The organism is Corynebacterium amycolatum, from assembly GCF_016889425.1.
GTDB classification, from domain to species: Bacteria; Actinomycetota; Actinomycetes; order Mycobacteriales; family Mycobacteriaceae; genus Corynebacterium; species Corynebacterium amycolatum.
Window position 1 is genome coordinate 2,164,774 of the sequence record NZ_CP069513.1, and the last position, 16,523, is coordinate 2,181,296.

Here is a 16,523-nt window from a genome sequence, read left to right on the forward strand (position 1 = left end):
AAATCCGCAGGTTAGCGCCTTAAATACCTATCGTTTTCGCATTGTTTGCCAGAGCGTCTGTAAGCTCCGCTTCATCCATATTTCGCAGCGCCGCAACCTCGGCGACAGTTTCCCGCAATGCAGCGATTACCTCTGCAGCGACCATCTCCGCCCCATCACCGCTTCTAGGTTCGCGCGGAAGATCTGTCTCCAGCAAGAGCCTATCGACGGGCACCTGCGACACATAGGCCCGTCCGCGCTTTGTCCGCAACATGAGCGGGTTGACGGAGATATAACCACCGGCGCGGATCAGCCGCGTCAGTTCATCGCTAGTGCCACCGAAGCGGTGAAAGATGGGCACGAAGGTCTCGCCTGGTGCGACGCTGGAGCTGGTGTCCAAGCGCGGTTCCAGCAGGTCGAGGACCATATCAGCGCTGCGAACCGTGTGAATGGAAAGGATATGGAACAGACTCGAGGCTCGGACAGCATCCAGGATGCTGGTGAGGACATGGATTTGAGTCTCGGCGGAAACGTCGTCAAGCCTGCGGGGCGCGAAGTCCAAACCAATCTCGCCGACGAAACGGGTGCGTGGAAGAGCCTCGCGAAAGATCTCGAGCTCACGCTCATAATTATCATCGATGTACCACGGGTGATAGCCCACGGCGACCATGGGTAGGTTTTCGCGCTCTAGCTCGATAAATCCGGAGGGCCGAACCGTCTGCGCGATGATCTCCACTCCTTCCCGCGCGATACCGGCTTTGAAGCGCTCGCGCGACGCCGGTGGCAGGAAATCGTAGTGAAAGTGGGTATCGATGAGCCGCATTATTTTTCTGTTGGTGGCTGGTTTTCGTCGGCCGGACCACCGATTCGCGGGGCCAGCGGGGTTTCCTCGAAACCGAGCAGACGGCGAATGACCTTTCCGGCCAGCATCTGCCCCATGATTGGCGGTATGTAGCTCATGGTACCGAGGGTTTCCGCTTTGGTGCCGCTGCCTTTGTCCGCAATTCTCACTGGTTCTTCGGAGGAGTACAGCACTTCAAGACCGCGAATGCGTCGGCGGATACACACCTGACGGACGACCTTCGCCAGCGGACAGACCTTTGTCTTATTGATTTTTGAGAAGGTCAGCCGAGATGGGTCGAGCTTATTTCCGCCGCCCATAGCGGAAATGAGGTGGATACGATTTTCCGCGCACCACTGCGCGATCTCAATTTTCCCGGTGACATCGTCGATAGCGTCGATGATGTAATCCGGACACGGGAACTGCTCGAAGGTCTCTGACAGGTTCTCACGGGTAAGGAAGATCTGGCGGGCGTAGGTCGTACAGTCCGGGTTGATATCGGCAACCATTGCCTCCATGACCTCGGCTTTAACGCGGCCAATAGTAGAGACAAACGCCAGCGCCTGACGGTTGAGATTACTTGGCTCCACGACGTCGCCGTCGATCAAGATGAGGTTGCCCACGCCACCTCTCGCGAGAGCTTCGGCACAACTGGATCCCACGCCTCCGAGTCCGACAACCATGACGGTAGATTCAGCCAACGTTTCCAGCCCCTCCTCCCCTAGGAGTAGCTTCAATCGTGCGAAACGTTCACTGGTCATAGTCGCCCCTGGTCATAGTCGCTTCGATTCTTAAAAAACAAAAACTCCCCAGCCGACTGACTGGGGAGTATCTTTGTACCCCGTACGGGATTTGAACCCGTGTTACCGCCGTGAGAGGGCGGCGTCCTAGGCCGCTAGACGAACGGGGCTTAGAACTGAATTCGACTCAACTAATCAAGAGACTAACCAAGCGAATTCCGCTGGCCTACCAGGACTCGAACCTAGAATGACGGTACCAGAAACCGTAGTGTTGCCAATTACACCATAGGCCAATAAAGACTGGCGCTTTCACACTGTCTTTGTACCCCGTACGGGATTTGAACCCGTGTTACCGCCGTGAGAGGGCGGCGTCCTAGGCCGCTAGACGAACGGGGCTTAGAACTTTGCAGTTAGTGAATACATTCAACAATGAACTTCTTCACTGCTGGCCTACCAGGACTCGAACCTAGAATGACGGTACCAGAAACCGTTGTGTTGCCAATTACACCATAGGCCATCGCTGCTGAACGCAACGAGGAATAATATAGCCAATTAGCGTAAACAAGAGCAAATCACCTGGTCAAAGGTTCGTTGTCAAAGGTTCGTTTAAATTCGCGAGCTCCCCACAGCCCACCTCAGCAGTGCGCATAACTAATGCATAACCAATGCAGTGCATATAGCTAACACAATCCCAGATCGAAAGCCCATTCGATCGCAGCGCAAAGCCGATCCGCCCTTCAGGAGACACTTCGTGGTGATGCGGCTGGCAAACAGCCGCCGCACATCAAAAACAGACCTGAAAGGCAATCATCATGACTTCCCCCACATCCGTCAGTTCGCGAAAATCATCTCGGCCCTCAACCTCGATGCCAACCCACGCGTGTCCCGCACCGGCCGCATCACCGATGCCATCATGGAAACCATCGACACCACGCCGGAGCTCTTCGCCTACAAGTCCAAGGGTGTGCTCCTGGCCTCCACTCAGTTCACCAGTGAAGACAGTCTCTACCGCTTCACCTTCAGCAACCGTCGCATCGAAGGCATCCTCGACGGCGGCCACAACTCGCTGGCAATCGCGCTGTTCGTCCTGGGCAAGCTCACTCCGCCGCCTAGCCGCAAAATCAAGACGTGGTCCGAAATGAAGGAGGTCTGGATGGAGCGCTCCGAAGAAATCGAGGAATTGCTTGCCGACAAAAGCCTCACCGAGCTCGATGCCCGAGCTCCGGTAGAGGTACTCGTGCCCGGTGCTCGGGACGAAGACACAGTGCAAGAGTTCTCCGATGCTCTGCTCGATATCTGTGCCGCCCGCAACAACAATGCGGAGCTCAAGGCGGAAGCAAAACTCAATCGCGCCGGCTACTTTGACGATCTGAAACATGCTCTGCCGCAGGGAATTAGCGACAACGTGCAGTGGCGCACCAACGATACTGGTCGACTAAAGGTGGGCGATGTCATCGCTATGGCGTGGATTCCACTGTCCTGTATTGACCTGCCGAAGGATGCCGACGGCAAGCAGATTGAAGCACCGACCCCTACCAGCCTCTACTCCGGCAAGGCCAAGCTGCTTGACCGCTTCGAGGATGTCATGAGTTCCCCGGAGGTCACTAAACCCAGCACTGAAAGCATCAATGAGCGCACCGAAGAGGTCGTTCTCTACAATGAGAAGGTCCGCAGTGCCTTGAACCTCACGCGTGACTTCATCGATATTTTCGAGCGCATCAACGCGGAGCTACCCGATCTCTACAACAAGAGCGGGGGCAAATTCGGCGGCATTGATGCTGTTGACAAGGCCAACAAGAAGAATCCGCGGACTGGCAAGACTTCACAGAAGTACTCGAAGTTCTACCGCCAGCCCATCGGCTACGCGATTCCGGACGGGTTCATCTACCCGCTCGTGTACGCATTTGCCGCACTGCTCAAGCGAAACGAGGACGGCACGGTCTACTGGGGAACCGACTGGCACGAGTTCTTCAACAACCACATGGGGGCGCTGGTCAAGGACTACCGCGAAACCTCCATGAATATGCTGAACCGCGACCCGCAGAAGGTGGGCAAGGAAGCGGGCTCTTACACGAACCTGCTTCGCTCAGCCCAGCTCGCACTCTTTACTGAGCAGCAGTAAAAGGAGTGACCTCGAGAGCCTTGCGCAGTCGACTCAGGCTACGGCTGCGGCCAAGCAGCTCCATGGACTCGAACAGCGGCGGCGATACCTGAGCACCAGTTACAGCCACGCGCACCGGGCCAAAGGCCTTGCGTGGCTTCAGCTCCAGGTCCTCGATGAGGGCCTTCTGAAGTGCAGCTTCGAGCTTCTCGGTGACGAAGTCCTCTTCGCTGAGCGGTTCCACAGCTGCAATGGTGGCCTCCAGGACAGCGACGGCGTCTTCCTTGAAGTTACGGCGTGCCGAGCGCTCATCGAAGGTGAACTCGCCCTCTTCCACAACCAGGAACTTCGAGAGGTCCCAGGCGTCGGAAAGCGTCTTCACACGGGTCTGCAGCAGCGTTGCCAGGAAAGCGAACTTATCCTCCGGGTAGTCGGCCGGGAAGTCGAAGTGGCTTTCCAGGTAGGTGCGCAGACGCTGTTCGAAGTCCTTCGGATCGAGCATGCGGATGTGGTCAGCGTTGATAGCGTCGGCCTTCTTCTGGTCGAAGCGGGCCGGGTTGGACAGCACATCGTGGATGTCGAAAGCCTTGACCATCTCGTCCATGGTGAAGATGTCCTGATCGCCGTCCATGGACCAGCCCAGCAGCGCCAGGTAGTTCAGCAGACCCTCGCGAATGAAACCGTTATCGCGGTGGATGAAGAGGTTGGACTGTGGGTCGCGTTTGGACAGTTTCTTGTTGCCCTCGCCCATCACGAACGGCAGGTGGCCGAACTCCGGAGTGAACTTGGCGACACCGATGCGCTTCAGCGACTCGTAGAGAGCAATCTGACGCGGAGTCGATGGCAGCAGGTCCTCACCACGCAGGACGTGAGTGATCTCCATTAGAGCGTCATCCACCGGGTTAACCAGTGTGTAGAGAGGTTCACCGTTGGAGCGGGCGATGACAAAGTCCGGAACCAGGCCGGCCTTGAACTCAATGCGACCGCGAACGAGGTCCTCGAAGACAATGTCCTCGTCCGGCATGCGCAGGCGGATCACCGGCTTGCGCCCCTCTGCGCGGAAGGCTTCCTTCTGCTCCTCGGTGAGGTTGCGGTCGTAGTTGTCGTAGCCCAGCTTCGGGTCACGGCCGGCGGCCTTGTGGCGCTCCTCAACCTCTTCAGCGGTGGAAAAGGCCTCGTAAGCTTCACCAGCGTCAATGAGGCGCTGCAACACATCGGCGTAGATGTCCTTGCGCTGCGACTGGCGGTACGGGCCGTGCGGACCGCCGACATCGATGCCCTCGTCCCAGTCAATACCGAGCCAATTCAGGGCCTCGATGATTGCCTGATAGGACTCTTCGGAGTCGCGAGCGGCATCGGTATCTTCGATGCGGAAGACCAGCTTGCCACCAGTGTGACGGGCATATGCCCAATTGAACAGGGCGGTGCGGATGAGGCCAACGTGCGGGGTACCGGTTGGCGACGGGCAAAAGCGTACGCGAACATCTGACATGCTTTCCCACGATACCCGCCCTCCCACCTGCAGGCATGCATAGGGTTTTACATAGGGTTACAGAGTCCATTCCCCAGCCACTTCACCGGCGTATCCAGCGGCGCGCAGCCGCTCAACCCAGCTGCGCAGCGGCACCCCGCCGGTGCCCGGCGCGCCGCGGCCTGGGAAATCGGCAATCTGGACGTGCGCCGGCAGACTCACTCTTCCGGCCTCCACATCGGTGAGCCAGGCATCCACGTCCACGCCATTGGCCGCAAAATGGTAAAAGTCCGCGAGCACGCCAGCACCAGTCTGTTGCGCTAACTCCTCGGCCTGCCAGGGATCGGTAATGGGATAATCGCTCATCCCGGACAGTGGCTCAATCAACGCGCGGACACCACTGAGCTCCAGCTGGGCAGTGATCTCAGTTAGCCTCTGCACCTGCAAGTCCGTTAGCTCCCCAGACCGCCCCAGCAGCACATTCGAGCACTTCAACCCCGTGGCACTCGCAATCTGGCTGACTGCTTCCAAGTGTCCGGCAGGCAACCCGTCTGTATCGAGCACTCCCCGCTGTCCCGCTGCCATGTCCCCTCCCCACAGGTTCATGGCATAAAGACCAAGGCTGTCGTCAAAGAGGTCACAAAAAGCGGAAACCTCATCGGGTGCGGGCACTGCGAGGTCAAATGGCCACCAGAATTCCACGGCCGCGTAGCCGTCGTCACGCGCGGCGTTGACGGCGTCGTGCGGGGACATGTGTGCGTAGACCGTAGAACAGTTAATAATGGTGCTCATGACCAAAACGGTAGTAGTAACTGGTGGCGGCGCGGGCATTGGTCGCGAAATTGCTCTGGCTTTCGCCGCCGATGGCTGGCACGTGCATATCTGCGGCAGGCGTATCGACGCGCTCGAGACTGTTGCCGCCGAAGCGGACAACATCACCTACTCCAGGTGTGACATCACCGATCCTGAGCAGGTCCGTGCGATGTTTGAGAACGCGCAGGTGGCTACGGGAACCATCGATGTTGCAGTGCTCAATGCGGGGCTGCCCGGCACGCCCGCGGAGTTCGGAGAGACTGACATTGAGGACTTCCGGGCGGTCATCGATACGAATGTGGTCGGCTCGTACCTGTGTGCACGCGAGGCTTTTTCGCGGATGAAGGCGGGGTGCGAGGGGAAGACAGAGCAAGCGGGCGGCCGAATCCTGGTCAATTGTTCTATCGCAGCGCAGGTGCCGAGAGCGCACACGGCGGCGTACGCGACGTCGAAAAGCGCGCTTGCCGGAATGACCCACGTGCTTGCCCTCGACGGACGCGAGTATGGCATCACGGCAACGCGCATTGATATTGGCAATGCGCAGACTGACCTGTTGGGGACGTTCACAGGCAGCGAGCCGATGTTCGATGCCAAGCAGGCTGCGGAAACTTTCCTCTACGCCGCGAATCTGCCGGCAGGTGCCGTCATCGATCAGCTTACGATTACCGCTGCGGGTATGCCCTTTTTGGGCAGGGGTTAGCCTGCCCCTTAAACTGGAGCACAATTGGGTTTAGATTGAGGAGGCGGGTTAGGGCGATGTCCATGGAAAACCACCCCTCTCTGGGCGGCGGAAACGAAGAAGAGCAGCAGGAAAAGTCTCACCCGTCGAACGAGCCTGCAGCGACTCCGAAACGTTCGACGCGCTGGGACACGTCCCGCCCAACCACCGCTCCTGATTTTTTGCTCTCCCGTGCGCACGGCTCCATCCGCACGCAAGGTATTGAAGAGCAGATTTCCGACCCCTGGCTCGCAGCCGAGGGACTGCACTCGGGCATTCACAAGATGGTGGTCGGCGCCCTGCCCTTCGACTTGGACAAGCCCGCCGCCCTGACCGTTCCCCGGGAAGTCATCCGCTCCTCGCAGCCGCTGGAGCCACCCGCGCACTACCGCTGGAACGCACCGAAGCCTCACGCCAGCATCGTCGCTTACGATCCCCCGCTCGTTGAGCACGCTGAGCGCATCGCCGCAGCCATCCGCACCATCGAGTACTCGGCGCTGGAAAAGGTCGTGCTCGCGCGCGCTGTGGAACTCGAAATCGATCCCCCGATTGACCCACTCCTTCTCGCATCGCGGCTTATCGACGGATCCCCCAACCGTGATGGCTTTGTCGTGGATCTCTCTCCCGCCGGTTCCGATTATGAGGGCAAGTTGCTCATCGGTTCCTCCCCGGAGATGCTGGTCCGCCGTACGGGTGACATCGTTGAGGCATTTCCCTTGGCCGGGTCGCTGCCGAGATCCCGAAATGAAGAGGCGGACCGGGCGTCGGCTCGTCGTTTAGCGGACTCGCGCAAGAACCTGGATGAACACGCCTTCGTTGTCGATGACATCGCCGACAACCTGGCGCCGCTGTGCAGTTCGCTGGATGTTCCGGACAGCCCCGAGCTGATGAGCACCGCCGAGATGTGGCACTTGGCCACACATATCCGCGGTCGATTGAAGGATCCGTCGCTGTCCGCGCTGGATTTGGCACTGGTGGTGCACCCAACACCTGCCATTTGTGGCACGCCGACGGAATCCGCCTTCGGTGTCATCCAGGCCGTGGAAACCGACCGGGGCTTCTACTCCGGCGCTGTCGGCTGGTGCGATGAGAATGGCGATGGTGAGTTCGTGGTCTCCATTCGCTGTGCCGAAATCGACACTGAGGGGTCCGTGGCACGACTATGGGCCGGAGGCGGCATTGTGTCGCACTCCGACCCAGAAGAAGAAGTCACGGAAACCAGCGCCAAAATGGGCACTGTGCTCCGCGCTTTTGGAGTTAAGGGGGCTTAAGCCCGCTCCACCGGGTTGGCCAGCTTGCCGATACCCGGAATCTCGATTTCGATGCGGTCGCCCGGGAACATCGCAGCGGTACCGGCCGGGGAGCCGGTGCAGATGACGTCACCCGGCAGCAGCGTAATCGAGGCGGTGATGAACTCGATGATCTCCGGGATGGACATAATCATCTGGTTGGAGTTGGAGTCCTGCTTAGTCTCGGTAACACCCTCGTGAGTCAGGTGCGCCTTGATTGGCAGCTCGTTGTAGTCCAGCTCCGTCTGGATCCACGGGCCCAGCGGGCAGAAGGTATCGATACCCTTTGCGCGCGCCCACTGACCGTCGGCAAACTGCAGGTCACGGGAAGAAACATCATTGACGATGGTGTATCCGAAGATTACATCGTGAGCGTTTTCCTTCTTCACGTTCTTGCACGGCTTACCAATAACCAGTGCCAGCTCGCCCTCAAACTCGACGTTAGTGGCGAAATCCGGAATGCGAATCGGCGCTTCCGGACCAATAACGGCCGTCGGCGGCTTAATGAACATCGTCGGCGGCAGCGATTCTGCCGACTTCTTGAACACCTCGGCGACGTGGTCAGCGTAGTTACGACCAATAGCGATGACCTTCGACGGCAGCATCGGGGCGAGCAGACGTACGTCGGCAAGCGGCCAGGAACGACCAGTCTTATTCAGCTGACCGAAAGGGTGCCCTTCGATCTCGTGCAAAGTAACTTCATTGCCTTCGCCCTCGACGAGCGCGAAGCACATGCCCTCTGGGTGGGCGATTCGAGCAATACGCATAAAAATAGGGTACACGTCACATTGCAATAATTATGCAACGACCCCCACTCTCAAACACTTACGATTTAAACTCCGCGCGATTCCTGCGCAAGCCACACCAGTGCACAAGCCAGCGCATCGTTGAACGCGTGATGGGCCTTAAAACGGGGAATGCCGTACTTGTCGCACAGTGACCACAACCGCAGCTCATCACGGACCGGCTCGCGGTTGGCTCGCAGAATCGCGTCGTACTCGCGTGTCATAGTGTCCGCCACCGGCACATCAAAGCGGGCATCAAAGTACTTCCGGCACAACGGATCCAGGAACCCAACTTCCATCCGCGCGTAGTGCGCCAGCAGCTTCCGTCCCCGCAGAGCTTCTAACAGCTTGCCGACGGCTACTTCTGCCTCTACCCCGGTTGCGACCATGTCGTCGGTAAGCCCATGCACCGTCGCCGACTCGCCGACGCTCACCTCCTCGCGCTCTGGGCGAATGAGAAGGTGACCGGATTCCTCCAGCACGATGTCGTGGTCTTCCACCGCAACCCAACCGATGGAAAGCAGCTGATCTTTGGAAGGATCCAGACCTGTGGTTTCCACGTCTACCGCGAGCCAAGCATTGTCGCGGATAGGTGCGTCCAGGATTTTCTTGCGAGGTTTGAAAAACTTCAACATTGCGTGCTCACACAGCTAACTCACACAGCTAAATCACGACATCGCCCGGATGGGATACTTCGCCCCGAGACTCTGCTGCAACTTGCGGATAACACCAAACGCGTCACGCAGGTGCTCTCTTTCCAGGCTTGATAGGCGCTTCGGGTAGATGTGGTTATTCGGCTGGGTGCCGGCGTTGAACTGGGCCTGCTGGTGATGAAGCTGCACCGTGCACAGGAACTCGAACGCATCCGCAAGGTCCTGAGCACCTTGACGACTCACGCTTCCGGCTCCGGCACTTGCCGCCAAACGTTCACGTGTCGATTGCTGTGGCAGACCAGCTGCCACAGCAAATAGACGCGCGATCTGCACCACAGCAGCAGTTCCCCCCTTCTTGATGTCCAGGGTTTCCGCGTGCTCGCCGCCCTTTTCCAGCACCAGGCCACGGAAGAAGCCGAGCGGCGGCTCCCGCCAGGCCGCGAGTTTGGCCAAGTGCGCGTGCAGGCGCTGCGACCCCTGCGCCAGCGGCAGGTAGGCGGCGCGCAGTTCCTCCACTAGTTGCACGTCGCCCGCCACCCCACGCATGTCGAAGAAGGTCTGCGCATGCAACAGGGCTTCCGCCTCCGGCACAGTGATCCACCCGTGGAAAGTGCGCAACCACTGCGACTTAGTCATCCTCCACGCGGGATTGCTGGCCATCATATCCCCTGTACAGAGCGGATAACCGACTCGGTCGAGGTTAGTGCAAATCTCGTCGCTAAGCGCGGCGAAATAGTCAGCGTGAACGTCGGCGTCGTAGTCGTCGGCGAGAACCAGCGCATTGTCCTGATCGGATGCGAGCCCCATCTCTCCGCGCCCATGCGAGCCCAGGACTGCAATCGCGTAGCTGACCGGTGGGGGCCCGAGCTTTTCCTCGGCGAGAGCAACCAGGCGCCGGGTAACAGCATCGGCCACGGCAGTCAGCAGCTTCGAGACCTCCTCCCCCGAATCACCCCGGTCAATGAACCGGCCGACAATTCGTCGCGCGTTCTGGGCAATCTCTGCAATCTCTGAGATATCGCTCTTTCGCGCCAGCGTCGCCGTCGCATACACGGGATCGGTGTGCAGACTGCGCAGGAGGTCACCAATAACAATCATGCCGACCACTCTCGTCCCGTCATGCACTGGCAGGTGGTGGTAACCGCGCTCGGCCATCAGCAGCATGGCCTCGAAAACCAGCAGGTCGGGACTAATGGTTTCCGGGGTCTCGGTCATCACTTCGCTTACGAGCGTCGCCGCGGGCTTGGCCTCTGCCAGGACTCGACGACGGAGGTCGCGGTCCGTGATGATGCCAACGAGTGGGCTCTGATTAGCGCCTGCAGACTCCATCACCAGCAGACTGGAGACATTCCACTCCGTCATAATCTGCGCCGCCTCTTGCACTGTCGCATCGGCGCTGCAGGTCACCAGCGACGTTTCCATTAGGTCCGCAACCCGTGTGCGCAACGACTCCGATGCCGCAGTGCTCCGCAACTTCGAGGCCACTGCGCGAATGCGCGCGTTCTCACCGCCGTAATAGCGCCGGACCTCTACGAACTGGTCATTGAGGTGGTTAAAGACCTCCTTGGAGATCACCAGGAATACGCAGTCCTCCACCGCCGTCATCGTGTATAGCGAAGGGTCACTGCTCAGCAGCGTCGAATAGCCGAAATGATCTCCCACATCTCGTCTGTCCAGCAGTGTGCCAGCTGGGTCGAAGAGATCCACCATGCCGGAGCGAATAATGAAACAGCTATTGTTATCCGCACCCGCCCGGATAATCTCCGTGCCACGACGGGCATAGCGCATGGTCAAAAGCGGTGGGATAGTTGCGCGCTCTTCATCGGTAAGGTCCGAAAACGGGCGAGTTTGGCTGAGGAAGTCTGCGATTTCCGCAAGCTCGACGGTCATGGGGTCAATTATCCCCTATTTTTGGCCCCAATAGGAGTGATTTGCGGGAATACTCGACCTTATGACCGATTCCACACACAGCGCTTCCACAAATCCCGAATGGCCGCTCGATGCCCACATCCTCGGCAGGATGGACAAGCTCGCGGCACTCGTCGCCACGCTTGACGACGATACCTTCAACGCACCCCTCCCCATCCCAGCCATAAACTCCCTGGCCGTGCTGCTGCGTCATGTGACCGGATCAGCGAGGTACTGGCTCGAGCGCGTCTGCCTTGGGCGCGATTATGTCCGCAATCGCGATGGGGAGTTTTCTGCTCATTGCAGTGTTTCGGAAGGGCTGGAGATTTACCACCGTGATCGCGCGGCTATTGAATCCGCGCTGGTGGAGCTGCAAGGCGTTGACCGCGCTGGTGCTCCTGCTGCGATTCCTACCGATAAAGACCGTTGGTGGTGCGGCAGCATCGAAGGAGTGATTGTGCATGTCTTCCACGAGGCGGCTCAGCACCTGGGACATGCGGAGATTACGAGGGATGCACTGGTGGCAGGGCTGGGAGGGAATGGCCCCGATGGCGGCGCAGAAAGCCCTTCCCCACACACCCTCGACACCATCATCAATGTGCTTGCCCAGGTCGGACATGCGTCGGACTTCATCGAGCACACCGCCGACGGTAAGACTCACATCACTACCGTCGATGGCAAAACTGTGATTGTCTAACCCTTCCCCTGTTTTACTGCACTACTGTTTGCACTACCGCATGCGCTACTTCAAAGCAGCAGCAATGCGGTCGCCAACTTCACTGGTCTTGATTGGGCCACTACCGCGGGTAGCCATGTCAGCTTCCACAGCAGCTTCGATGCGCTGAGCGTCTTCCTCACGACCCAGATGGCGAAGCATCATGGCACCCGACAGAATGGCTGCCGTCGGGTCAGCGATCCCCTTGCCAGCAATGTCGGGCGCGGAGCCGTGAACGGGCTCAAACATGGACGGGTTGGTATTGGAGGCGTCAATGTTGCCGGACGCTGCCAGGCCAATACCGCCCGAAACTGCACCAGCTTCATCAGTAATGATGTCGCCGAAGAGATTGTCGGTGACGATGACGTCGAAACGCGAAGGATTAGTGACGAGGTAAATCGTCGCAGCGTCGATGTGCGAGTAATCGACATCTACCTCAGGGTATTCCTTAGCGACCTCGTCGACCGTACGCTGCCACATACCGCCGCCGTGCACCAGCACATTGGTCTTGTGGACGAGAGTCAGCTTCTTGCGGCGGGTCATAGCCAGCTCGAAGGCGTAGCGAACAACGCGCTCAGCACCGAAGCGGGTATTGACGGAGGTCTCGTTGGCAACCTCGTGTGGCGTGCCGACGCGAATCGCACCGCCGTTACCGGTGTAGGCACCTTCGGTTCCCTCGCGGACGACCACGAAATCAATTTCGCCCGGATTCTTCAGCGGTGACTCGACACCCGGGAAGAGCTTGGAAGGACGCAGGTTGACGTGGTGATCCAGCGCGAAGCGCATCTTCAGCAGCAGGCCGCGTTCGAGAACGCCCGGAGGAACGTTCGCCGGGTCACCGATGGCACCGAGCAGAATAGCGTCGTGCTCGCGCAGGGAGTCAAGGTCGGCGTCGGTGAGCAGTTCGCCATTGCGCAAGTAGCGACGCGAACCGAGGTCATACTCGGTGGTGTCGAACTCGCCGATAGCAGCCCCCAGCACCTTCAGTGCCTCTGCCGTAACTTCCGTGCCGATGCCATCACCCGGGATGACGGCGATCTTCAGCTTTCCTACCTCAGTCATTTTTTGAGATACCCTTCTCACTATATGGACACAAATGAGTGTAGCAGAACCTAGCACTCACTCCCCATCGCTGTCTCCGCGGTTTTTACCATCTCCTTCGCTTTCACAATCCACCCCGTCTACTGCCCTCTCCTTTTCCAAATCCCTCCGCACCTTATCCACTAGACTGCGGAGGCTGTCATGCAGTTTGCGACGTTTCTCATTGTGCTCGGCCAGCGCAGCGGTTTTCTTTTCAGTCTGCGAGGCAAAGGTGTAACGACCATGCCCAGTGTGCTCTTTGTCCGAGTGCGCAAACGGCCCCTCATCACAAGAGAGGAACGTCCAGGCTTCAGTCCCATCATCACCTCGAACAACTCGCCATATACCAGCAGTTTTAAGGTTGTGGTGCCGTCGACAAAGACAATGGAGATTATCCGTGTGCGTAGCCCCTTCCATTTGCCGCTCACCACCGGAAAGACTGTGATCAAATTCCACAATATGGTCGATATCGCACTTTTCCGCAGGGATATCGCATCCAGGAAAACTACACACACCGTCACGGGCACGCACGAATGCACGCTGCGACTCGGAGGGTCGATAGCCCTCAACGGCACTATCCCCCAGCACCCGCAATGTCGATACCCGTTTCAGCCAAGACTCGGCCACCAGCGTAGAAAGCCAACCAGCACCAGCGAGCCACACTGGAGTGTTTTCCGGTTCGCCATCCTCCCCGAGAGAGAGCACTCGGAAGAGCTCCAGATTCACCTCCACCTCACAAGTACCGCGTAGCGCATGCATGAAAGCTGCCGCGCGACTCACCTTCATCTGCTTAGCCACTGCGTCGATAATTGCAAGGGCTTCCACCGCATGATGTCGCTCGAGCACAGTAGTCAGCGTTGTCACTCCAGCGTCACCATGTTCATCAACCGCGATAAACTCCTTAGCCGTCATGCGATCGCCAAAGTAATCGAGAGCCGCAGCTTGAACCTCCTGCACCTCAGGCGACTCCGCGGGATCCTCCGCAGATTCCCCATCCTTCTCGACTTGATATGCCGCCGCATCAATTGCAGCATCTACGGTCGCTTCCACATTCCGGGCCAGGACCCTATCAGTGTGCAACCCAGCGACATCCACATCGCGTGGCCGGACTTCCGGAGCACACTCACCAATCACTCGCTGCACCCGCGTTGCCATCGCCCGCACTCCACGGAGCGCTTCCCCGTCTCGCCTTGGCTTAACGACATCCACGAGACCCGACTCAACTGCGTCAACTTTTTCATCGACTACAGGGCGTGTGTGTTTTCCGAGCATTGTCAAATGCTTCATTGACAAGTGCCCGCGCTCCCGACACATTTCCGCCAATTGCGGCATGCGCCCAAGCATGTAGCCAATTTCCATATATTTATTCACTTCGGTGCGCGAGATGCCCAGCACCACCGACCAATAAGCCAGATGAGCTTCAACATCGCCATCATCTGGTGGTGCGACCCGCTGAGCGATAACCACTTGCAAGCGATTAATCTCCCGCATCACTTCAGCGAGCGGATGAGCCCTCACCTCATGACTGAAGCGAAATTCCCCACACGATTCCAACTCCGACATTGCACTGCCCCCTCCCTAACGAGGTCCCCTAACGAACAGTTCTTTATCAATTCGCCCACACCATATCCCTCACCCCGGATTCAAACCGCCACCCAAGCCCAAGAATCACCGCCAAATTCGAACACTCTTTCGAGACGATACTAAAAGCAAATCCCGCCCTACGACGCAAACTTCGTCGTAAAGCGGGAAACGCGCTAGAACCTTAATCGACCGGCTTCATCGAGCCGTTCTCAAGGAAGCGACGGTGGAAGTCGTAAGAAGTACCCAGGTCATGCGGAGTGTGCAGGTACGGAGTGGCCTTCTCGGCACGCTCAACGTACTCGAGCAGCGCCTCCTTGTACATCGGGTGAGCACACTTCTCGATAATAAGGCGGGAGCGCTGACGTGGGGCCAGACCACGGAGGTCAGCCAGACCCTGCTCAGTGATGATAACCATCACATCGTGTTCAGTGTGGTCAACATGGGAGACCATGGGCACGATAGCAGAAATATTGCCATTCTTAGCCAACGACGGAGACACGAACGACGAAATGTAGGCGTTGCGGGTGAAGTCGCCGGAGCCACCAATACCGTTCATCAAGCGCGAGCCAGCCACGTGAGTGGAGTTGACATTACCGTAGATGTCGGCCTCAATCATGCCGTTAGTGGCAATCAGACCCATACGGCGAGTCAGCCCCGGGTTATTAGAGAGATCCTGCGGACGCAGCACAATCTTGTCACGGTAGTCAGCAGCATTCTCATTCATTCGAGCTGCATATTCCGGAGACAGCGAGAAAGCAGTGCCGGAAGCCATGGTCAGCTTGCCAGCATCCATCAGGTTAATCATTCCATCCTGAATAACCTCAGTAAAGGAGGTCAGGTTCTCATACTTGGAGTCAAGCAGCCCCGCAAGCACAGCGTTTGGAATGTTGCCGACACCCGACTGCATCGGCAGCAGGTTCTCCGGCAGACGTCCGGCCTTGACCTCACAATCGAGGAAGTCGAGCAGGTAACCCGCAATGGCCTTAGAGTCATCATCCAGCGGCTTGAACGGCGAGTTACGATCCTCGGCGTTAGTCTCAACGACAGCAACAACCTTGTCGACATCAATCGGAACATACGGGGTGCCAATACGGTCACCCGGAGTCAGAATCGGAATCTCCTTGCGGTTCGGAGGCAGGCCGACACTGTAGATATCATGCATGCCCTCGAGGTCCTCAGATTGCCAGGAGTTGACCTCAATGATGATCTTCTCGGCGGCATTCAAATATGAAACACTATTACCAACCGAAGAGGAAAGAATCAGGGAGCCATCGGCCTTAATGCGAACGGCTTCAACGACGGCAACATTGACCGGACCAAAGAAGCCCTGCTCCGTCATCGGACCAGAGTGCGAAAGGTGAATATCACTGTAGTACGCGTCGCCCGCATTAATGAGGCTACGCATTGTCGGATCAGACTGGTATGGCATGCGCCACTCGACACCATTGGCCCTTGCCAACACACCATCGAGTTCCGGAGCGGTAGAAGCACCGGTCAAGACCTTAATCTTGAACTCGTCACCCCGTTCGTGAGCGGCCTCCATGCGCTCAGCGAGAGCCGGCGGAACAACCTTCGGATAACCGGCGCCGGTAAATCCGGCAAAGCCCACCATATCTCCGTGATTGATGAACTGTGCCGCCTCCTGCGCGGTCATCACCTTGGATTTGAGGCCAGCATGGGCAATACGATCTGACATGAACTCACCTTTCTGCATCCCCCAACGCGACTATCGGGGGTAGCACTTCGAACACCGAAGCACACCCCCAACCCTATCAACGAAGCGGTTAGCACCCTTCATTCAGAAGCCCGAAAGCGCCCCCGTTTTAGGCACGCTCCATGCGCCACT

14 protein-coding genes and 4 tRNA genes are annotated in these 16,523 nt (G+C 58.2%); 4 read left to right on the forward strand and 14 right to left on the reverse strand.

Annotated features, from left to right (window positions below):
* Positions 1–19: 19 nt before the first annotated feature.
* The 6 genes from I6J19_RS09510 to I6J19_RS09535 all read right to left on the reverse strand — a co-directional run bounded on the left by I6J19_RS09510 (position 20) and on the right by I6J19_RS09535 (position 2,077).
* Complete coding sequence (locus tag I6J19_RS09510; protein WP_038628581.1) at positions 20–802, reverse strand: TatD family hydrolase; 783 nt, start codon at positions 800–802, stop codon at positions 20–22.
* A complete protein-coding gene (locus tag I6J19_RS09515; protein WP_038628579.1) occupies positions 802–1,581 on the reverse strand; it encodes a tRNA threonylcarbamoyladenosine dehydratase in 780 nt (259 codons plus the stop codon). Before I6J19_RS09515 ends, I6J19_RS09510 begins: the two co-directional genes overlap by 1 nt.
* A gap of 76 nt (positions 1,582–1,657) precedes the next feature.
* A tRNA-Glu gene (locus I6J19_RS09520) sits at positions 1,658–1,730 on the reverse strand.
* Positions 1,731–1,781: 51 nt separating this feature from the next.
* Positions 1,782–1,853: transfer RNA gene (locus I6J19_RS09525), tRNA-Gln, on the reverse strand.
* Positions 1,854–1,883: 30 nt separating this feature from the next.
* A tRNA-Glu gene (locus tag I6J19_RS09530) sits at positions 1,884–1,956 on the reverse strand.
* A 49-nt stretch (positions 1,957–2,005) separates the two neighbouring features.
* Positions 2,006–2,077 (reverse strand) — tRNA-Gln (locus I6J19_RS09535).
* Positions 2,078–2,317: 240 nt separating this feature from the next.
* Here I6J19_RS09535 and I6J19_RS09540 point away from each other — a divergent pair.
* Positions 2,318–3,682 carry a hypothetical protein gene (locus I6J19_RS09540; protein ID WP_235191245.1) on the forward strand — a complete coding sequence of 455 codons (1,365 nt, stop codon included), beginning with the start codon at positions 2,318–2,320 and terminating at the stop codon, positions 3,680–3,682.
* Here I6J19_RS09540 and gltX read toward each other — a convergent pair.
* On the reverse strand, positions 3,666–5,153 hold the full coding sequence (gene gltX, locus I6J19_RS09545) for a glutamate--tRNA ligase (RefSeq protein ID WP_038628577.1): 1,488 nt from the start codon (positions 5,151–5,153) through the stop codon (positions 3,666–3,668). The genes I6J19_RS09540 and gltX overlap by 17 nt on opposite strands.
* A 57-nt stretch (positions 5,154–5,210) precedes the next feature.
* A complete protein-coding gene (locus I6J19_RS09550) occupies positions 5,211–5,924 on the reverse strand; it encodes a TIM barrel protein (RefSeq protein ID WP_070432192.1) in 714 nt (237 codons plus the stop codon).
* On the opposite strand from I6J19_RS09550, the gene I6J19_RS09555 reads away from it, so the two are divergent.
* Together I6J19_RS09555 and I6J19_RS09560 are read left to right on the forward strand one after the other, a co-directional pair.
* Positions 5,923–6,645 (forward strand): SDR family oxidoreductase, encoded by a 723-nt coding sequence (locus tag I6J19_RS09555; RefSeq protein ID WP_038629531.1) that lies wholly within the window; start codon positions 5,923–5,925, stop codon positions 6,643–6,645. The genes I6J19_RS09550 and I6J19_RS09555 overlap by 2 nt on opposite strands.
* 56 nt (positions 6,646–6,701) lie before the next feature.
* Positions 6,702–7,934, forward strand: coding sequence for an isochorismate synthase (locus I6J19_RS09560; RefSeq protein ID WP_038628575.1), 1,233 nt, complete (start codon positions 6,702–6,704; stop codon positions 7,932–7,934).
* Here I6J19_RS09560 and I6J19_RS09565 read toward each other — a convergent pair.
* From I6J19_RS09565 to I6J19_RS09575, 3 genes are all read right to left on the reverse strand, one after another.
* Entirely contained in the window at positions 7,931–8,719 is a 789-nt protein-coding gene (locus I6J19_RS09565) for a fumarylacetoacetate hydrolase family protein (RefSeq protein ID WP_005509430.1), read from the reverse strand. The two genes, I6J19_RS09560 and I6J19_RS09565, sit on opposite strands and share 4 nt — an antisense overlap.
* Positions 8,720–8,784: 65 nt before the next feature.
* Positions 8,785–9,372, reverse strand: coding sequence for a 3'-5' exonuclease (locus I6J19_RS09570; RefSeq protein ID WP_038628573.1), 588 nt, complete (start codon positions 9,370–9,372; stop codon positions 8,785–8,787).
* A gap of 33 nt (positions 9,373–9,405) precedes the next feature.
* Positions 9,406–11,280, reverse strand: coding sequence for a DUF294 nucleotidyltransferase-like domain-containing protein (locus I6J19_RS09575; RefSeq protein ID WP_038628571.1), 1,875 nt, complete (start codon positions 11,278–11,280; stop codon positions 9,406–9,408).
* 61 nt (positions 11,281–11,341) lie between these two features.
* Between I6J19_RS09575 and I6J19_RS09580 the strand changes: the two genes are divergently transcribed.
* Positions 11,342–11,995 (forward strand): mycothiol transferase, encoded by a 654-nt coding sequence (locus I6J19_RS09580; RefSeq protein ID WP_038628569.1) that lies wholly within the window; start codon positions 11,342–11,344, stop codon positions 11,993–11,995.
* 45 nt (positions 11,996–12,040) lie between these two features.
* On the opposite strand, the gene I6J19_RS09585 is transcribed toward I6J19_RS09580, so the two are convergent.
* The 3 genes from I6J19_RS09585 to I6J19_RS09595 form a co-directional block, all read right to left on the reverse strand.
* On the reverse strand, positions 12,041–13,057 hold the full coding sequence (locus I6J19_RS09585; RefSeq protein ID WP_144242510.1) for a 3-isopropylmalate dehydrogenase: 1,017 nt from the start codon (positions 13,055–13,057) through the stop codon (positions 12,041–12,043).
* Positions 13,058–13,132: 75 nt separating this feature from the next.
* Positions 13,133–14,656, reverse strand: coding sequence for an HNH endonuclease signature motif containing protein (locus I6J19_RS09590; RefSeq protein WP_052155600.1), 1,524 nt, complete (start codon positions 14,654–14,656; stop codon positions 13,133–13,135).
* Between the two features lie 202 nt (positions 14,657–14,858).
* Positions 14,859–16,373: an acetyl-CoA hydrolase/transferase family protein gene (locus tag I6J19_RS09595; RefSeq protein ID WP_038629527.1), complete on the reverse strand. Its 1,515-nt coding sequence runs from the start codon at positions 16,371–16,373 to the stop codon at positions 14,859–14,861.
* Positions 16,374–16,523: the final 150 nt, after the last annotated feature.